General features: G+C 57.0%; 17 protein-coding genes and 1 riboswitch. Of the genes, 10 read left to right on the top strand and 7 right to left on the bottom strand.

The features are described from left to right. Window positions 1–162 precede the first annotated feature (162 nt). From M2418_RS08835 to fghA, 5 genes are read left to right on the top strand one after another with little or no spacing between them, the layout of a single operon-like run. Entirely contained in the window at window positions 163–1290 is a 1128-nt protein-coding gene (locus tag M2418_RS08835; protein WP_250981682.1) for an S-(hydroxymethyl)glutathione dehydrogenase/class III alcohol dehydrogenase, read from the top strand. Further along, on the top strand, window positions 1290–1748 hold the full coding sequence (locus tag M2418_RS08830) for a GNAT family N-acetyltransferase (protein WP_259146624.1): 459 nt from the start codon (window positions 1290–1292) through the stop codon (window positions 1746–1748). The genes M2418_RS08835 and M2418_RS08830 overlap by 1 nt, the downstream gene beginning before the upstream one ends. Then, on the top strand, window positions 1745–2185 hold the full coding sequence (locus tag M2418_RS08825) for a YaiI/YqxD family protein (RefSeq protein ID WP_250981683.1): 441 nt from the start codon (window positions 1745–1747) through the stop codon (window positions 2183–2185). The genes M2418_RS08830 and M2418_RS08825 overlap by 4 nt, the downstream gene beginning before the upstream one ends. A gap of 21 nt (window positions 2186–2206) precedes the next feature. Then, window positions 2207–2869: a DUF1345 domain-containing protein gene (locus M2418_RS08820; protein ID WP_259146051.1), complete on the top strand. Its 663-nt coding sequence runs from the start codon at window positions 2207–2209 to the stop codon at window positions 2867–2869. 24 nt (window positions 2870–2893) lie between these two features. Next, window positions 2894–3727, top strand: a complete 834-nt coding sequence (fghA, locus tag M2418_RS08815; protein WP_259146049.1) for an S-formylglutathione hydrolase — start codon at window positions 2894–2896, stop codon at window positions 3725–3727. Between the two features lie 299 nt (window positions 3728–4026). Here fghA and M2418_RS08810 read toward each other — a convergent pair whose 3' ends face one another. The 5 genes from M2418_RS08810 to crcB all read right to left on the bottom strand — a co-directional run bounded on the left by M2418_RS08810 (window position 4027) and on the right by crcB (window position 7585). Further along, complete coding sequence (locus tag M2418_RS08810) at window positions 4027–4605, bottom strand: hypothetical protein (RefSeq protein WP_310503185.1); 579 nt, start codon at window positions 4603–4605, stop codon at window positions 4027–4029. A gap of 75 nt (window positions 4606–4680) precedes the next feature. Beyond that, window positions 4681–5475, bottom strand: coding sequence for an ATP12 family chaperone protein (locus M2418_RS08805; RefSeq protein WP_259146047.1), 795 nt, complete (start codon window positions 5473–5475; stop codon window positions 4681–4683). 12 nt (window positions 5476–5487) lie between these two features. Continuing rightward, window positions 5488–6147, bottom strand: coding sequence for an HAD-IA family hydrolase (locus M2418_RS08800; RefSeq protein WP_259146045.1), 660 nt, complete (start codon window positions 6145–6147; stop codon window positions 5488–5490). Further along, a complete protein-coding gene (locus M2418_RS08795) occupies window positions 6144–7136 on the bottom strand; it encodes an RluA family pseudouridine synthase (protein ID WP_192488755.1) in 993 nt (330 codons plus the stop codon). The genes M2418_RS08800 and M2418_RS08795 overlap by 4 nt, the downstream gene beginning before the upstream one ends. 71 nt (window positions 7137–7207) lie before the next feature. Next, window positions 7208–7585 carry a fluoride efflux transporter CrcB gene (gene crcB, locus M2418_RS08790; RefSeq protein WP_250981688.1) on the bottom strand — a complete coding sequence of 126 codons (378 nt, stop codon included), beginning with the start codon at window positions 7583–7585 and terminating at the stop codon, window positions 7208–7210. A gap of 152 nt (window positions 7586–7737) precedes the next feature. Between crcB and M2418_RS08785 the strand changes: the two genes are divergently transcribed. Further along, window positions 7738–8028, top strand: a complete 291-nt coding sequence (locus M2418_RS08785; RefSeq protein WP_192488753.1) for a hypothetical protein — start codon at window positions 7738–7740, stop codon at window positions 8026–8028. A 108-nt stretch (window positions 8029–8136) separates the two neighbouring features. On the opposite strand, the gene M2418_RS08780 is transcribed toward M2418_RS08785, so the two are convergent. Both M2418_RS08780 and M2418_RS08775 read right to left on the bottom strand, forming a co-directional pair. Then, window positions 8137–9138 (bottom strand): copper chaperone PCu(A)C, encoded by a 1002-nt coding sequence (locus M2418_RS08780; protein WP_259146044.1) that lies wholly within the window; start codon window positions 9136–9138, stop codon window positions 8137–8139. 84 nt (window positions 9139–9222) lie between these two features. Then, window positions 9223–9645, bottom strand: a complete 423-nt coding sequence (locus M2418_RS08775) for a hypothetical protein (protein ID WP_259146042.1) — start codon at window positions 9643–9645, stop codon at window positions 9223–9225. A 142-nt stretch (window positions 9646–9787) separates the two neighbouring features. On the opposite strand from M2418_RS08775, the gene M2418_RS08770 reads away from it, so the two are divergent. The 4 genes from M2418_RS08770 (at window position 9788) to gcvP (ending at window position 14736) form a co-directional block, all read left to right on the top strand. Next, window positions 9788–9979 carry a DUF3008 family protein gene (locus M2418_RS08770; RefSeq protein WP_259146041.1) on the top strand — a complete coding sequence of 64 codons (192 nt, stop codon included), beginning with the start codon at window positions 9788–9790 and terminating at the stop codon, window positions 9977–9979. Between the two features lie 121 nt (window positions 9980–10100). After that, window positions 10101–10188, top strand: a riboswitch (glycine riboswitch). A 153-nt stretch (window positions 10189–10341) separates the two neighbouring features. Then, window positions 10342–11481 (top strand): glycine cleavage system aminomethyltransferase GcvT, encoded by a 1140-nt coding sequence (gene gcvT, locus M2418_RS08765; protein ID WP_259146039.1) that lies wholly within the window; start codon window positions 10342–10344, stop codon window positions 11479–11481. 28 nt (window positions 11482–11509) lie between these two features. Further along, window positions 11510–11872, top strand: a complete 363-nt coding sequence (gcvH, locus tag M2418_RS08760; protein ID WP_259146037.1) for a glycine cleavage system protein GcvH — start codon at window positions 11510–11512, stop codon at window positions 11870–11872. Next, a complete protein-coding gene (gene gcvP, locus M2418_RS08755; protein WP_259146036.1) occupies window positions 11872–14736 on the top strand; it encodes an aminomethyl-transferring glycine dehydrogenase in 2865 nt (954 codons plus the stop codon). The genes gcvH and gcvP overlap by 1 nt, the downstream gene beginning before the upstream one ends. The last annotated feature ends 87 nt before the right edge of the window (window positions 14737–14823 follow it).

The following is a 14823-nucleotide window of genomic DNA, read 5'->3' as shown; positions in this document are numbered from 1 at the left end:
AACCCACCCCCGTGCGACATCCTTTGGTCCAGCTTCGCACGGGGCGCATGAAACCCCGCTATTGCCTTATAACGAATTAGTTTTTTGCATTTTTCGCCTTGTTTAGAATAACAAGCTCAGGCAAAAGTCTGACATATAACAATTCGCTCAAGGAGATACCCGATGGATGTACGCGCAGCAGTCGCCGTGCAGGCAGGCAAACCGCTCGAAGTCATGACCGTCCAGCTTGACGGCCCACGCGCCGGTGAAGTGCTCATCGAAGTCAAGGCAACGGGTATCTGCCACACTGATGATTTCACGCTGTCGGGCGCTGATCCGGAAGGCCTGTTCCCGGCCATCCTCGGCCACGAAGGTGCCGGTATTGTTGTTGACGTTGGCCCCGGCGTGACCTCGGTGAAGAAGGGCGACCACGTTATTCCGCTCTACACGCCGGAATGCCGCGAGTGCTACTCCTGCCTGTCGCGCAAGACCAATCTCTGCACGTCGATTCGCTCCACCCAAGGTCAGGGCGTGATGCCTGACGGCACCTCGCGCTTCTCGATCGGCAAGGACAAGATCCACCACTACATGGGCTGCTCGACCTTCGCGAACTACACGGTTCTGCCGGAAATCGCGCTGGCCAAGGTCAACCCCGACGCGCCGTTCGACAAGATCTGCTACATCGGTTGCGGCGTCACCACCGGCATCGGTGCGGTCATCAACACCGCCAAGGTCGAGATTGGCTCGACGGCGATCGTTTTCGGTCTCGGCGGCATTGGCCTCAACGTGCTGCAGGGCCTGCGCCTTGCCGGTGCGGACATGATCATCGGCGTTGACATCAACAATGACCGCAAGCAATGGGGCGAAAAGTTCGGCATGACGCACTTCGTCAACCCGAAGGAAGTCGGTGACGACATCGTGCCTTACCTCGTCAACATGACCAAGCGTAACGGCGACCTGATTGGCGGCGCGGACTACACATTCGACTGCACCGGCAACACCAAGGTCATGCGTCAGGCGCTGGAAGCATCGCACCGCGGCTGGGGCAAGTCTGTCATCATCGGCGTGGCCGGCGCGGGCCAGGAAATCAACACCCGTCCGTTCCAGCTGGTCACCGGCCGTAACTGGATGGGCACTGCCTTTGGTGGCGCCCGTGGCCGTACCGACGTTCCGAAGATCGTGGACTGGTACATGGAAGGCAAGATCCAGATCGATCCGATGATCACGCACACCATGCCACTGGAAGACATCAACAAGGGCTTCGAGCTGATGCATTCCGGTGAAAGCATTCGCGGCGTGGTGGTTTATTGATTACCTCGCAACCCTATACGGTCGATGTGCGGAGGCTCAACGAGTTCTCCGCCATCGAACTTTACGCCATGCTGAAACTGCGCGTGGATGTGTTCGTTGTCGAGCAGGAATGCCCCTACCCGGAGCTGGATGGCAATGACATCGCCTGCCTGCATTTGCGGTTGATGGATGGTAACGAGTTGCTGGCCTGCGCGCGGCTGTGGCGCCCCTCAAATGAGGTGCTGCCGCGCATTGGCCGCGTTGCCGTGTCGCCCGATCACCGTGGCAAGAAACTCGGCGAAGCACTGATGCGGGAAGCCATTATCGCCTGCGAACGCGAATATCCCGGCGAGGCCATTGAGATATCGGCGCAAAGCCATTTGCAGCGCTTTTACGGGTCGCTCGGCTTTACAGTCACATCGGAAGAATATGTCGAGGACGGCATTCCGCACGTCGACATGATACGGTCTGTACCATGATCTATGTTGACGCCGATGCCTGCCCGGTCAAACCCGAAATCCTCAAAGTCGCCGAACGGCACGGTCTGGAAGTGACATTCGTCGCCAATTCAGGACTGCGCCCGTCGCGTGATCCGATGATAAAGAATGTCATCGTATCCAACGGCTTTGACGCCGCCGATGACTGGATTGCCGAACGCGCCAAGGACGGTGACATTGTTGTCACCGCCGATGTGCCACTGGCCGGACGCTGCGTGTCCGCAGGCGCATTGGTGACAGGCCCGACCGGACGGATATTTGATGTTGCCAATATCGGCATGGCAACCGCCATGCGTGACCTTGGCCAGCACCTGCGCGAAACCGGCGAAAGCAAGGGTTACAACCCGGTTTTCAGCCCGCGTGACCGCTCAGCTTTTCTCGAGACACTTGACCGTCTTTGCCGCAGGGTCAAAAAATAAACCTGCAAACAGGGGAAAGCCATGCGTGAAGGCGGAAAACGGCACGGCATAGACAGGCGTCATCGCCCATTCCTGATCGCGCTTTTGCTGGCGGCGCTCTCCCTGCCCGTCTCCCTTTACCTGATCCCCGAACTGGCCATCGAAATTGCCGCGCTGATCTTTTTCTTAAGTTATCTGGCGCAGATCGCGCGACGCCTGCATTTGTTGACGGCAGCCCATTTTAAAGCCCATGCCGATAGTGATGATGCGCCGGCCATTGCAATCATTACCGTGACGCTGGTTGCCGTTGCCGTGTCGGTTGTCTCGCTGTTTTTTGCCCTGAACCACGCAGAAGGTGAAACAGTGCCAGCACTTGCCATGGCATTTGCTTCCGTGCTGCTTGGCTGGGTCACCATCCACACCATGGCCGCCATGCATTACGCCCATCTGTTCTGGCGCCCGGCCGGTCGCGCTGGCCATACCGAACATAAGGGCGGCATGGATTTTCCAGACACGGAAGAACCCGGCGTTTATGAATTTCTCTATTTCGCCTTCGTCATTGGCATGACGGCGCAAACCTCCGACGTTGGTGTCACCACCACGGTAATGCGCAAGGCAACGCTTGCCCATTCCATCGTTTCGTTTTTCTTCAACACCGTGCTTGTCGCAGCCTTCGTCAACGCTGCGGTGTCACTGGCCGGTTGATCCCTATACCCCAAGGAAAATTGCATGAAAATCATCTCCCAGAACACATCTTTCGGCGGCATGCAGGGCGTATTTGCCCATGATTCCCAAAGCTGCAAATCCGAAATGACCTTTGCGGTCTATGTGCCACCGAAGGCGATCTCGGAGCCTTGCCCTGTTGTCTGGTATCTCTCCGGCCTCACCTGCACCCATGCCAACGTCATGGAAAAGGGCGAATACCGCCGCATGGCATCGGAACTGGGCCTGATCGTCGTCTGCCCGGATACCAGCCCGCGCGGCAATGACGTGCCGGACGAACTGACCAACTGGCAGATGGGTAAAGGCGCTGGTTTCTACCTGGATGCCACCGAAAAGCCCTGGGCCGAACATTTCCAGATGTACACCTACATCACAGAGGAACTGCCTGCCCTCGTCTCGCAGCATTTCCGCATCGACATGAACCGTCAGGGCATTTTTGGCCATTCCATGGGTGGCCATGGCGCGATGACCATCGCCCTGAAAAACCCGGAACGTTTCAAGAGCTGCTCGGCCTTTGCACCAATCGTTGCACCAACAAGCGCTGACTGGTCGGCACCGGCACTGGAAAAATATCTCGGAGAAGACAAGGCGACATGGCGCAAATACGACGCCTGCGAACTGGTCAAGGACGGCGCGCGTTTCCCTGAATTCCTGATCGATCAGGGCAAGGCAGACAGCTTCCTTGAAACCGGCCTGCGCCCATGGCTGTTTGAAGAAGCCATCCAGGGAACGGACATCGGCCTCACGCTGCGCATGCACGAGCGTTACGACCACTCCTATTACTTCATCTCGACCTTCATGGATGATCACCTGAAATGGCATGCTGAACGTTTGGGCTGATTGGCGGATAGCTGCTTGGCTCACGACTTTCTGAATGCCGTTGCGCCACCAAGGCCCCTCATTCCCGCACGTGGTGCGGGAATCTAGTCATCCCAAGGACTTGGGATGGAAAATATACTCTTTTCGTCGCGCGTCTGCGCGGCGACTGGATCCCTGTGACATCCCTCGGGTCATACCCGAGGACAGGCAAGAGGAAGAGTGGCGCAAGCATGCGTCACATAGATATGCGCTCACAGGCAGCTAACCTTACGTTATGCAAAAACGTAAGCGCGATGAACACGATATAAGCAGCTATTATTTCAAGGAAAAAGCGCGGTCGCCAGCGTTGCCGGCGCTGGCTTGGCCAGCTGGAATTCCTGAATGACCCGCGAGGCAACGCCATACGCCAGATCACCCTCAAGGCTATCCTTGTCCAGGCCGTAAACCGTGGCGGTAAACTTCGCCTCGGCAATCACTTCCCCCGTCGTCACCGACGCGGCCCGCACCACGACCCGTGCCGATGAGCGTGCGCCCAGCAGGAACGGTTCCTTTTTCACCGATGCCAGACGAATGGTCAGCACCACACGCGGCCGCACAGTGGCGCGGCTGGTGACATCGATCGATTCAGAAACGTAGGAATGCACCATCTGCATCAGACGGTGCGAAATTTCCGGCTGGGCGGCAACAAAGGCGCCGCGCACATCATAGACCAGCCTGTTTTTATCGGCATCGTCAGGCATTAGCCGAAACGACATCAACGCCAGACAACACACTAGAAACGCGCCGGAACGCAGCACGGAAAAACCGAAAACGTCTGTTGAACCAGAAGTATGCGCGCGTGCAATTCCCGCCCGGTTTCCGAACACGAAAACCGACCAGAACGCTGTGATGCGCTGCAACTGACGTCTCATAATAACGACAACCCCGTCCCTGGGAATATGCCGCTATGATTTCCCGTTAGGGTTACGGAAGCGTTAAGAACCGCTTCTCAGCGATGCAAAAACATCGGCTGCGGCCTGCATATCCACAAGGCGGTGAGCACGCCGCTGCGTGGCCTCTTCGTCTTCGCCCCAATGTTCGGCGGTCCAGTCTTCGTCCAGATGGGCAAAGGTCCAGATGTCTTCCAGGCTCCAGGCGCCCTCAGCAAAGGCCACCGCCAGAATGGCCGAACCGGTGATGGTGGTCATGGTGTGCAGTGCTGCCAACTCAAGGGCCGTATCGTATTTGCGCAGCGTCACCGCAAAGGCGGCAACGGCCTCGCGCGGCTGTTCCTGATGAATAATGCCTTCCACCAGAATGAAGCGTGCGCCGAGATTGTTCGCGGCCCAGTCGATAACCGGATCCCACAGATCGCCCTGACGCTCCACAAGCTCCTGCGGTTCACCGGCGCGGTAGCACAGGAGATCGCTCGATGAGAAACGTAAGATATCTTCAAACACCGCCTGCGTATCAATGGCCACACCGTCAATCGCCGTGTTGACCGTGCGGGTGATTGGCATCACCGCCGGGTTGACGACCTCTTTCTGCGCATCCCATTCCAGACGCAGCAGGTCAGCAAGTGCCTGTGTCGGCACCACCAGCGGCTTCTTGGCCGGCGTACGAACTGGCTTGCCATCCAGCAACACCGAGAACTGGCCGTCTTCGGCCTCGCCAACCGTGACCTCCTTGTAGAAGCGCTTTGGCAGCGGTTTCTGCATCTGGATTTGCGCACGCAAAATAGGGTCCGGATGGCTCAAGCCTTCGGTCAGATCGTTCAACAGATCACGCATGATTAAGCCTCGTCAATTCGCCTTGATATAGCCGGGTATTTCTCTGGGGTGAGCAACAACGGCATCGGCACCGGCCGCCCAAAGCTCAGGCTCACTGGCATATCCCCACGCCACGCCAATTGCCGTGGCACCCGCAGCCTTTGCCATCTGCATATCATAGATGGCATCGCCAATCACGATCGTATCGGCTGGCACCATGCCGGTTTCGTCACAGCATTCGGTCACCATGCCCGGATGCGGTTTCGACGGGCAGTCGTCAGCAGTACGCGACACGATGAAATGTTTGCGAAAACCATGCGTGTCCATGATCAGGTTCAGGCCACGGCGGGATTTGCCGGTCACCGCACCCATCAGGATTTCTTCACGTGTCGCAAGCGCGGCAATCATCTCGGAAATGCCGTCGAACAAAGGCTCTTGCAGCCCCTCTTCGGCGCGCGTTTCCGAAAAGATCGACTTGTAATGCGCGGTCATTGCCGTTGCTTCATCATCGACATGCGGTTTGCCCTGCATACGGGCAATCGCAATATCCAGAGTCAGGCCGATAATCGACTTGGTCTGCTCGATGGTCGGGCGATCATAACCAAAATGTACGAACGTGCGCGCCATGACTTCATGAATGAGCTTCACACTGTCAACCAGTGTGCCGTCACAGTCGAAAAGTACCAGTTTCATTCGTCGTCCTTGTCGCCATCAGCCTGGTCGAACCCGAGAAGGTTCCAGGTTTGCACCATGTGTGGTGACAAAGGTGCCGATACGCGCAGACGACCACCGGATGGATGCGGAATGTCGATGTGGCGGGCATGAAGATGCAGGCGCTTCTGAACACCACCGGGGAAATCCCAGTTGGGATCATCGATATAATATTTCGGGTCGCCAATGATCGGATGGCCCATCTGCAAGGCGTGAACGCGAAGCTGGTGCGTACGGCCGGTATAAGGCTCCATCTCAAGCCACGCCATGGTCTGCGCGGCCGTATCGATCACACGGTAATAGGAAATGGCGTGGTCGGCACCCTCCTCACCATGGGTGGCAACACGCATGCGGTCGCCATCCGGCGTTTGCTCTTTCACCAGCCAGCTTGAAATCTTGTCCTGATGTTTGCGCGGCACGCCCCGCACCAGGGCCCAGTAGGTCTTCTTGGTGTCACGCTCACGAAACGCCGCCGTCAGCTTCTGCGCGGCACCGCGTGTACGGGCAACAACCAACACGCCTGACGTATCACGGTCGAGACGGTGCACGAGGCGCGGTTTTTCACCCTTCGGGCTGACCCAGGCTTCCAGCAGGCCGTCTATATGGCGTGTAACACCCGAACCACCCTGCACGGCAATGCCGGCCGGCTTGTTGAACACGAACACCTTGTCGTCTTCATGCAGCAGCATGCGACGCAGCAGCTCACCGTCTTCAGCGTGCTTGAGGTCCTTGGAGCCAATCGGCCCGCCTTTGACCTTGGCATCAGAATCGATCGGTGGCACGCGCACCATCTGGCCTGGCTGCACGCGGGCATCGGTCTTTACACGTCCGCCATCAACGCGCACCTGGCCGGAGCGCATCAGCTTCTGCAATTGACCGAAACCTAGGCCGGGATAATGCACCTTGAACCAGCGGTCCAACCGCATACCAGCCTCATCGGCTTCAACCTTGATATGCTCGATACCTGCCATGGGAAAATTCCAGTCTCGTTTGTTCTGCCTGCACCAATTATCCGGCAGGCTCTATTATTTAGAACGAGCCTTTAAAACAAAGCGCGGCCCAAGGCCAGCCCGACGCAAACCGCAAGAATTGAAATAACGACACTGGCAACAATATAAACCGCCGAAAGTGCCATTTCCCCGCGCTCAAACAGGCCGACAGCATCAAGAGAGAATGAAGAAAAGGTCGTGAAGCCTCCCAGCACGCCGGTCACGACCAGCAGCCGCATTTCCGTGGACGCATTGAACTTGCGCGCAATCACTTCCGACAAGAAGCCAATTGCCAGGCCGCCGACAACATTCACGGCCAGCGTTCCCCACGGAAAATGTGCACCCCACAGGCGAAACGCCCAAAGGTTCACGAAATAACGAGCAACAGAACCGACTGCACCGCCAATGGCAACAAGTAAAACATGAATCATGCTTGCAGCATAATTCAATGCGTTTCGTCCCGATACACCACGCCAAACAAAATCCAATTTTACTAAAATACAACCACGAGATTTAGCAGGAATGCAACTTGCAGGACATAGGATGAACTATGGTCAAGATTGTCAGATAGTGGAAAGAGATCATGACGCAGGTCTTAAGCATTTCGGCAAATACTGCCGCATACGCTATGGAGGCGTTAAAGCCGGCTCAACGCGAACCGAAAAAGACGGTCGTGGAAGAAGCGATCCATGCGCTTGCTCGCCGGGTGGAGCAAGGCAGCGACCAACAACTGCGCGCGCTCATCAACGTGGTCAAACCACCATCATTGGCGCTTTATTTCCTGACCAGCAGCCATCATCAGAATCCCCAGGCGACCTATGAACAGGTTCAAGAAGCCTATGAGGATAATGAAAGCAAACACGAGGCCGCATAGGCCACGTAAGGACTGCCCGTTTTAAATCCCCCCCAAGAGAAAAGCGCCGGAGAGATTTCTACGGCGCTTCTTGTTTTTAACAACACTCTGACTTCTCAGAGTAATGCCTCAGTTGTGCTTGTGTTCGCTGGCCTCACCTGGCTTGGCGCTCTGCACCGACAGGGTAATGTTAACCTTGCCTGCCTTTTCGAAGGTCAGGGTAACAGGCACAGTGTCACCTTCGGCAAACGGCTTTTTGACTTCAAAGAACATGAAGTGCAGACCGCCGGGCTTTAACTCAACCGTCTCGCCTGCCGGAACAGTAATGCCGTCATCCAGCTTGCGCATTTTCATCACTTCGCCCTGCATGGCCATTTCATGTAACTCAACACGGCCAGCGACATCTGATACCGCCGATACCAGCTTGTCATCGACCTTGCCGGAATTGGTAATGGTTACAAAACCACCGCCAACCGGCTGGCCCGGCAACATGGCCTTGGAGAAACCGCCAGCCACTTCGAGATCACCAACCTTGACGGCAGCCGCAGCATGATCAGCGCCATGTCCGGCAGGTGCCGCACCATGATCATGACCACCGCCATGCTCGGCCTTGGCGGCCACCTTCAAAACCGGAGCGGGATTGGCGAGCGAATGCGGGTCCGCACCCTTTTCAGCCACCTGATCCCAGACAACGGTGCCCTTGTCGCCGCACAGCTGCTTGACCTTGAACGGCAGGTCGGTACCCGCCTCTACGCCTGATATCTTGCCCTGAAAAACGAAGGTATCGTAAAACTCGTCCGGCAGATTGCCGTTCTTCCAGCGAAACTCAACCGGGCCGCTTTTGATTTCCTTGCCGTGGTTGCTGTAGGCCTTCTGGTAATCGCCCTTGATGATTTCCAACTCCCAACCAGCCTTTGGCTGTGGCTTGGCGGAAATGAAACCCTCCGGCAGCTGTACCTGAACCTCTGTGGTGGCGAGACCACCATCGCAGCCATGCGGTACCTGAAGAGCAGCGACAAATGTGCTCTCCGCCGTCGCATTTTCATTGACGAAGGTAGAATGGGCAAAGCCCTGTGTTGCAGCAACCGAAGTAAGCAATGTGGCATAGGCCAGAACGCTAATCTTTTTCATCTTGTTATCCCTGCGGCCGGCCCCCCGGACCATCTGCCGCCTTATGCCCAAAACAGGCGTTTTCATTCAATGCGTAACAACGGATCAGATGAAAAAGGGAGGTGCGCGGGCTCGGGATCTTTCCAGAACAGTGGTATCGGCAAGGAAACGCGGCGGGGCTGGTGTATTGTCCAGCCAGGTAAAGCTGGTGACAAGCCACGCTTCTTCGTCCGGCAGCGGCAGCAAAATGGATGAGGCAAGCAGGCAAGCCTCACAGAACAGCTTGCCGCTGATATCGAGGTGGCCAGTGGGATCACCGGCATGACCAACGGTTGCGCCTGGCGCATCCTCGCCATCATGACCAAAGCATATTTCGGCAAAAGTACCGTCTGGCAGACGATAGCTTTCATCCAGCACCGGCGCGGTAATTGCCGCCTCAACCGGCTTGTGGGCAAATCCAAGCGACAGCATCAGGATGGCGCAGAAAATGCGCACAAACCTCTCTGTCGATTTTGATCTCTTGTTCATGGCCCACCTGTTTACAGCAAAGCGCTCTCTGCTTTTTGCCGCAAATCAAACACGCACGATTTATAACGTGTCCTGCAAAAGGAACAATTGGTTTTCCCACGGCTTTTAATTTCATCAATGTGCAGTTTCAGGAGATGAAATCATGCCCGCAAAATCCAAGGCACAGCAGAAAGCAGCAGGCGCTGCCCTCGCCGCCAAGCGCGGTGAGATCAAGAAATCGTCCTTACAAGGCGCTTCAAAAGAAATGGCCAAGTCCATGACAAAAAAGCAACTTGAGGAGTTCGCCTCCACCGACCATAAGGGTCTGCCGGAGCATGTCGATAAAAAAGATTGAGCCGATAGCCCACCTTGTGACGCACGCGTAAAAATGCTTGGGTAACGTCACGACGACAATTATCTGTTCGCCTGCGGCATTTGGTCCTTGCCAAGCCACGGGGTTCACAGATAATGAGCAAACTTCACCGCTGGGAGAAGCCGCTTAGGTGCGGTGCCGAAGGAGCAACCGCCCCGGAAACTCTCAGGCAAAAGGACCAGCGGGGAATGCATGACTCTGGAGAGAAGCCGCCTTTGCATGAAGGAATAGGCTCGCCGAAGGGATAACAATCTCAGGCGACAAGGACAGAGGGGGCTCTTGAACCGGCGCATTTGCGCCAAAACACGAGCCCGCGCGTTTTCGCGCAACCCTGGAGGCGTCTTTTGGACGATACCGCCGAGCTTAAAATCACCCCGCTTCATTCCCTGCATCTGTCGCTTGGCGCCCGCATGGTGCCATTTGCCGGTTATGACATGCCTGTGCAATATCCAGCCGGTGTCATGAAGGAGCATATCCAGACGCGCACCTCTGCTGGTCTGTTTGACGTGTCCCACATGGGTCAGGTCATCATCAAGGCAAAATCCGGCAAGGTTGAAGATGCAGCGCTTGCGCTGGAAACGCTGGTTCCTGTTGATATCCTGGCGCTGAAAGAAGGCCGCCAACGTTACGGTTTCTTCACCGATGACAATGGCTGTATTCTCGATGACCTGATGATCACCAACCGGGGTGATCATTTGTTTGTCGTCGTCAACGCTTCTTGCAAGGACGCCGATCTAGCGCATATGAAGGCGCATCTTTCCGACAGCTGCGACATTACTCTTCTTGATGACCGCGCGCTGATTGCCCTGCAAGGCCCGCGCGCGGAAGCAGTTCTGGCAGAGCTGTGGGCCGGTGTTTCCGGCATGAAATTCATGGATGTGCGTGAAGTGCCATTGCTTGACGTGTCCTGCATCGTTTCCCGCTCCGGTTATTCCGGTGAAGACGGTTTTGAAATCTCCGTACCGGCCGACAAGGCGGAATTTATTGCCAAGGCACTGCTTGAGCATCCCGACTGTGAGCCGATTGGCCTTGGTGCACGCGACAGCCTGCGTCTGGAAGCCGGTCTTTGCCTTTACGGCAACGACATCGACACCACCACTTCGCCAATCGAGGCTGCACTGGAATGGGCCATTCAAAAGGCCAGACGTGCGGGTGGCGAACGCGAAGGCGGTTACCCCGGCGCATCGCGCATTCTGACGGAACAGGCAAATGGCACATCGCGCCGCCGCGTGGGCCTTAAACCCGAAGGCAAGGCTCCGGTTCGTGGCCATGCCAAGCTGTTTGCAGACGCTGAAGGCAAGACCGAAATTGGTGAAGTGACCTCAGGTGGTTTTGGTCCTTCCGTGGAAGGTCCTGTTGCCATGGGCTACGTACCGAAGGAATACTCGGCTGCTGGCACCGCAATTTTCGCCGAAGTTCGCGGCAAGTATCTGCCCGTATCGGTCGCGGCGCTGCCCTTCATCACACCGACTTACAAACGATAAACTCTTTCAAGACCTCCCGGAGAGAACCATGTTGAAATTTACCGCTGAACACGAATGGCTGAAACTTGAAGACGGCGTTGCCACTGTTGGCATCACCAGCCACGCTGCCGAACAGCTGGGCGACCTCGTGTTTGTCGAACTGCCGGAAGTTGGCGCGACATTCGCAAAGAATGGCGAAGCGTCAACCGTTGAATCCGTGAAGGCTGCATCAGACGTTTATTGTCCACTTGATGGCGAAATCACCGAGATCAACCAGGCAATCGTTGACGACCCTTCGCTCGTTAACTCCGACCCGCAGGGTGCCGGCTGGTTCTTCAAGCTGAAACTTACCAACCCGTCAGATGCTGATGCGCTGCTCGACGAAGCAGCCTACAAGGAGCTGATTGCGTAATGACAACGCCCGCTGATTTCCAGTTCACCGACTACCAGCCCTATGACTTCGCAAACCGTCGTCATATCGGCCCGTCGCCAGCTGAAATGGAGGAAATGCTCAAAGTTATCGGTTATCGCAGCCTTGATGCGCTGATCGATGCCACCGTGCCCTCCTCCATTCGCCAGAAAACCCCGCTCACCTGGGGTGCGGCACTGTCCGAGCGTGAAGCGCTGGACCGCCTGCGCGAAACCGCCAACAAGAACCAGGTTCTGACCTCGCTGATCGGTCAGGGCTATTACGGCACCATCACGCCGCCTGTTATCCAGCGCAACATTCTGGAAAACCCGGCCTGGTACACGGCCTATACGCCCTACCAGCCGGAGATTTCGCAGGGGCGCCTTGAAGCGCTCCTGAACTTCCAGACCATGATCTGCGACCTGACCGGACTTGACGTTGCCAACGCCTCGCTTCTCGACGAAGCAACCGCTGCCGCCGAAGCCATGGCCATGTGCCAGCGCGTTGCAAAGTCCAAGGCAACATCGTTCTTCGTTGATGCAAACTGCCATCCGCAGACCATTGCGCTGATCGAAACCCGTGCCGCTCCACTTGGCTGGAAAGTCATTGTCGGCAACCCGTTCACCGATCTGGACCCGGTCGACGTGTTTGGCGCAATCTTCCAGTATCCCGGCACCCACGGTCACGTCACTGACTTCTCCGGCCTGATTGCCCGTCTGCACCAAACCGGCGCGATTGCGGCCGTTGCCACCGACTTGCTGGCCTTGACGCTGCTGAAATCTCCGGGTGAAATGGGCGCCGATATCGCTATCGGTTCCTCGCAGCGTTTCGGCGTACCTGTCGGTTACGGCGGCCCGCACGCCGCCTTCATGTCGGTCAAGGACGCCATCAAGCGCTCCATGCCGGGCCGTCTGGTCGGTGTATCGGTCGATGCACGCGGCAACCGCGCCTACCGCCTGTCGCTGCAGACCCGCGAACAGCACATCCGCCGCGAAAAGGCCACGTCCAACATCTGCACCGCGCAGGTGCTTCTGGCCGTCATGGCATCGATGTACGGCGTGTTCCACGGCCCACAGGGCATCAAGGCCATTGCCCAGCAGACCCACAAGAAGGCTGTTCTGATGGCCAAGGGTCTGGAAAAGCTTGGTTACACCATCGAGCCGGAAACCTTCTTCGACACCATCACCGTTGATGTTGGCCACATGCAGGGCGTCATCATGCGCTCAGCCGTCGCCGAAGGTGTGAACCTGCGCAAGGTCGGTGCCACCAAGATCGGCATGAGCCTTGACGAGCGTACCCGCCCGGCAACACTCGAAGCAGTCTGGCGCGCATTTGGCGGCAACTTTGTTGTTGCAGATTTTGACGCTGATTACCGTCTGCCGAAGGATCTGCTGCGCTCCAGCCAGTACATGACGCATCCGATCTTCCACATGAACCGCGCCGAAAGCGAGATGACCCGTTACATCCGCCGCCTTTCGGACCGCGATCTGGCGCTCGACCGCTCAATGATCCCGCTCGGCTCCTGCACCATGAAGCTGAACGCAACAGCCGAAATGCTACCGATCACCTGGCCGGAATTCTCCGACATCCATCCTTTTGTCCCGGCCAACCAGGCGCTGGGCTACAAGGAAATGATCGATGATCTCTCCGAAAAGCTGTGCTCGGTCACCGGTTATGACGCCTTCTCCATGCAGCCGAATTCCGGCGCGCAAGGCGAATATGCCGGCCTTTTGACCATTCGCAACTATCACCTCGCCAATGGTGACACGCACCGCGACGTCTGCCTTATCCCAACCTCCGCGCACGGCACCAACCCGGCGTCGGCACAAATGGTTGGCATGAAGGTTGTACCAATCAAGGTTCGCGAAAACGGCGACATCGATATCGATGATTTCCGTGAAAAGGCTGAACAATATGCGGCAAACCTTTCATGCTGCATGATCACCTACCCGTCCACCCACGGCGTGTTTGAGGAAACGGTTCGCGAAATTTGCGATGTCACCCACAAGCATGGCGGCCAGGTCTATCTCGACGGCGCCAACATGAACGCCATGGTCGGCCTTGCTCGCCCAGGTGACATCGGCTCAGACGTCTCGCACCTCAACCTGCACAAGACCTTCTGCATTCCGCATGGCGGTGGTGGTCCTGGCATGGGACCGATCGGCGTCAAGGCACATCTTGCACCGTTCCTGCCCGGTCACGTGGCAAGCGATGGTCGTGAAGGCGCGGTCTCTGCTGCACCGTTCGGTTCACCATCGATCCTGCCGATCTCATGGAGTTACTGCCTGATGATGGGCGGTGAAGGCCTGACGCAGGCAACCAAGGTTGCCATCCTCAACGCCAACTACATCGCGGCCCGCCTCAAGGGCGCTTACGATGTGCTCTACAAGTCCGAGACCGGCCGTGTAGCGCATGAGTGCATCATCGACACCCGCCCGCTGGTCGATAGCTGCGGCGTGACGGTGGATGACGTGGCAAAACGTCTGATCGACTGCGGTTTCCACGCACCGACCATGAGCTGGCCGGTTGCCGGCACCCTGATGATCGAGCCGACAGAATCGGAAACCAAGGCAGAACTCGACCGTTTCTGCGATGCCATGCTGGCCATCCGTGAGGAAGCCCGCGACATCGAGGAAGGCCGCAGCGACAAGCTCAACAACCCGCTGAAGAATGCGCCGCACACGGTGGAAGATCTGGTTGGCGAATGGGATCGTCCTTATTCCCGCGAAAAGGGTTGCTTCCCGCCCGGCGCCTTCCGCATCGACAAATACTGGTCGCCGGTCAACCGCATCGACAACGTCTATGGTGACCGTAACCTCATCTGCACATGCCCGCCGATGAGCGAGTACCAGGAAGCTGCAGAATAAAATGAAATGGCCCGCCTCTGGCGGGCCTTTTTTTTAGCGCAAAGCATAGCTCACTGCAGAACAGCGCTCCCAAAAAATTAGTTTCAT

It is taken from the genome of Rhizobium sp. BIGb0125 (assembly GCF_024810055.1).
Taxonomy (GTDB): Bacteria; Pseudomonadota; Alphaproteobacteria; order Rhizobiales; family Rhizobiaceae; genus Agrobacterium.
This window is presented reverse-complemented; position numbering and strand designations above follow the sequence as displayed.

What these genes read in the sequence shown, in the direction of transcription:
- M2418_RS08825 (WP_250981683.1), top strand. Translation starts at nt 1,745, where the DNA reads ATGATCTATGTTGACGCCGATGCCTGCCCGGTCAAACCCGAAATCCTC.
- M2418_RS08795 (WP_192488755.1), bottom strand. Translation starts at nt 7,136, where the DNA reads ATGGCAGGTATCGAGCATATCAAGGTTGAAGCCGATGAGGCTGGTATG.
- gcvP (WP_259146036.1), top strand. Translation starts at nt 11,872, where the DNA reads ATGACAACGCCCGCTGATTTCCAGTTCACCGACTACCAGCCCTATGAC.
- M2418_RS08805 (WP_259146047.1), bottom strand. Translation starts at nt 5,475, where the DNA reads ATGCGTGATCTGTTGAACGATCTGACCGAAGGCTTGAGCCATCCGGAC.
- M2418_RS08820 (WP_259146051.1), top strand. Translation starts at nt 2,207, where the DNA reads ATGCGTGAAGGCGGAAAACGGCACGGCATAGACAGGCGTCATCGCCCA.
- M2418_RS08835 (WP_250981682.1), top strand. Translation starts at nt 163, where the DNA reads ATGGATGTACGCGCAGCAGTCGCCGTGCAGGCAGGCAAACCGCTCGAA.
- fghA (WP_259146049.1), top strand. Translation starts at nt 2,894, where the DNA reads ATGAAAATCATCTCCCAGAACACATCTTTCGGCGGCATGCAGGGCGTA.
- M2418_RS08775 (WP_259146042.1), bottom strand. Translation starts at nt 9,645, where the DNA reads ATGAACAAGAGATCAAAATCGACAGAGAGGTTTGTGCGCATTTTCTGC.
- gcvH (WP_259146037.1), top strand. Translation starts at nt 11,510, where the DNA reads ATGTTGAAATTTACCGCTGAACACGAATGGCTGAAACTTGAAGACGGC.
- M2418_RS08780 (WP_259146044.1), bottom strand. Translation starts at nt 9,138, where the DNA reads ATGAAAAAGATTAGCGTTCTGGCCTATGCCACATTGCTTACTTCGGTT.
- M2418_RS08800 (WP_259146045.1), bottom strand. Translation starts at nt 6,147, where the DNA reads ATGAAACTGGTACTTTTCGACTGTGACGGCACACTGGTTGACAGTGTG.
- M2418_RS08770 (WP_259146041.1), top strand. Translation starts at nt 9,788, where the DNA reads ATGCCCGCAAAATCCAAGGCACAGCAGAAAGCAGCAGGCGCTGCCCTC.
- crcB (WP_250981688.1), bottom strand. Translation starts at nt 7,585, where the DNA reads ATGATTCATGTTTTACTTGTTGCCATTGGCGGTGCAGTCGGTTCTGTT.
- M2418_RS08785 (WP_192488753.1), top strand. Translation starts at nt 7,738, where the DNA reads ATGACGCAGGTCTTAAGCATTTCGGCAAATACTGCCGCATACGCTATG.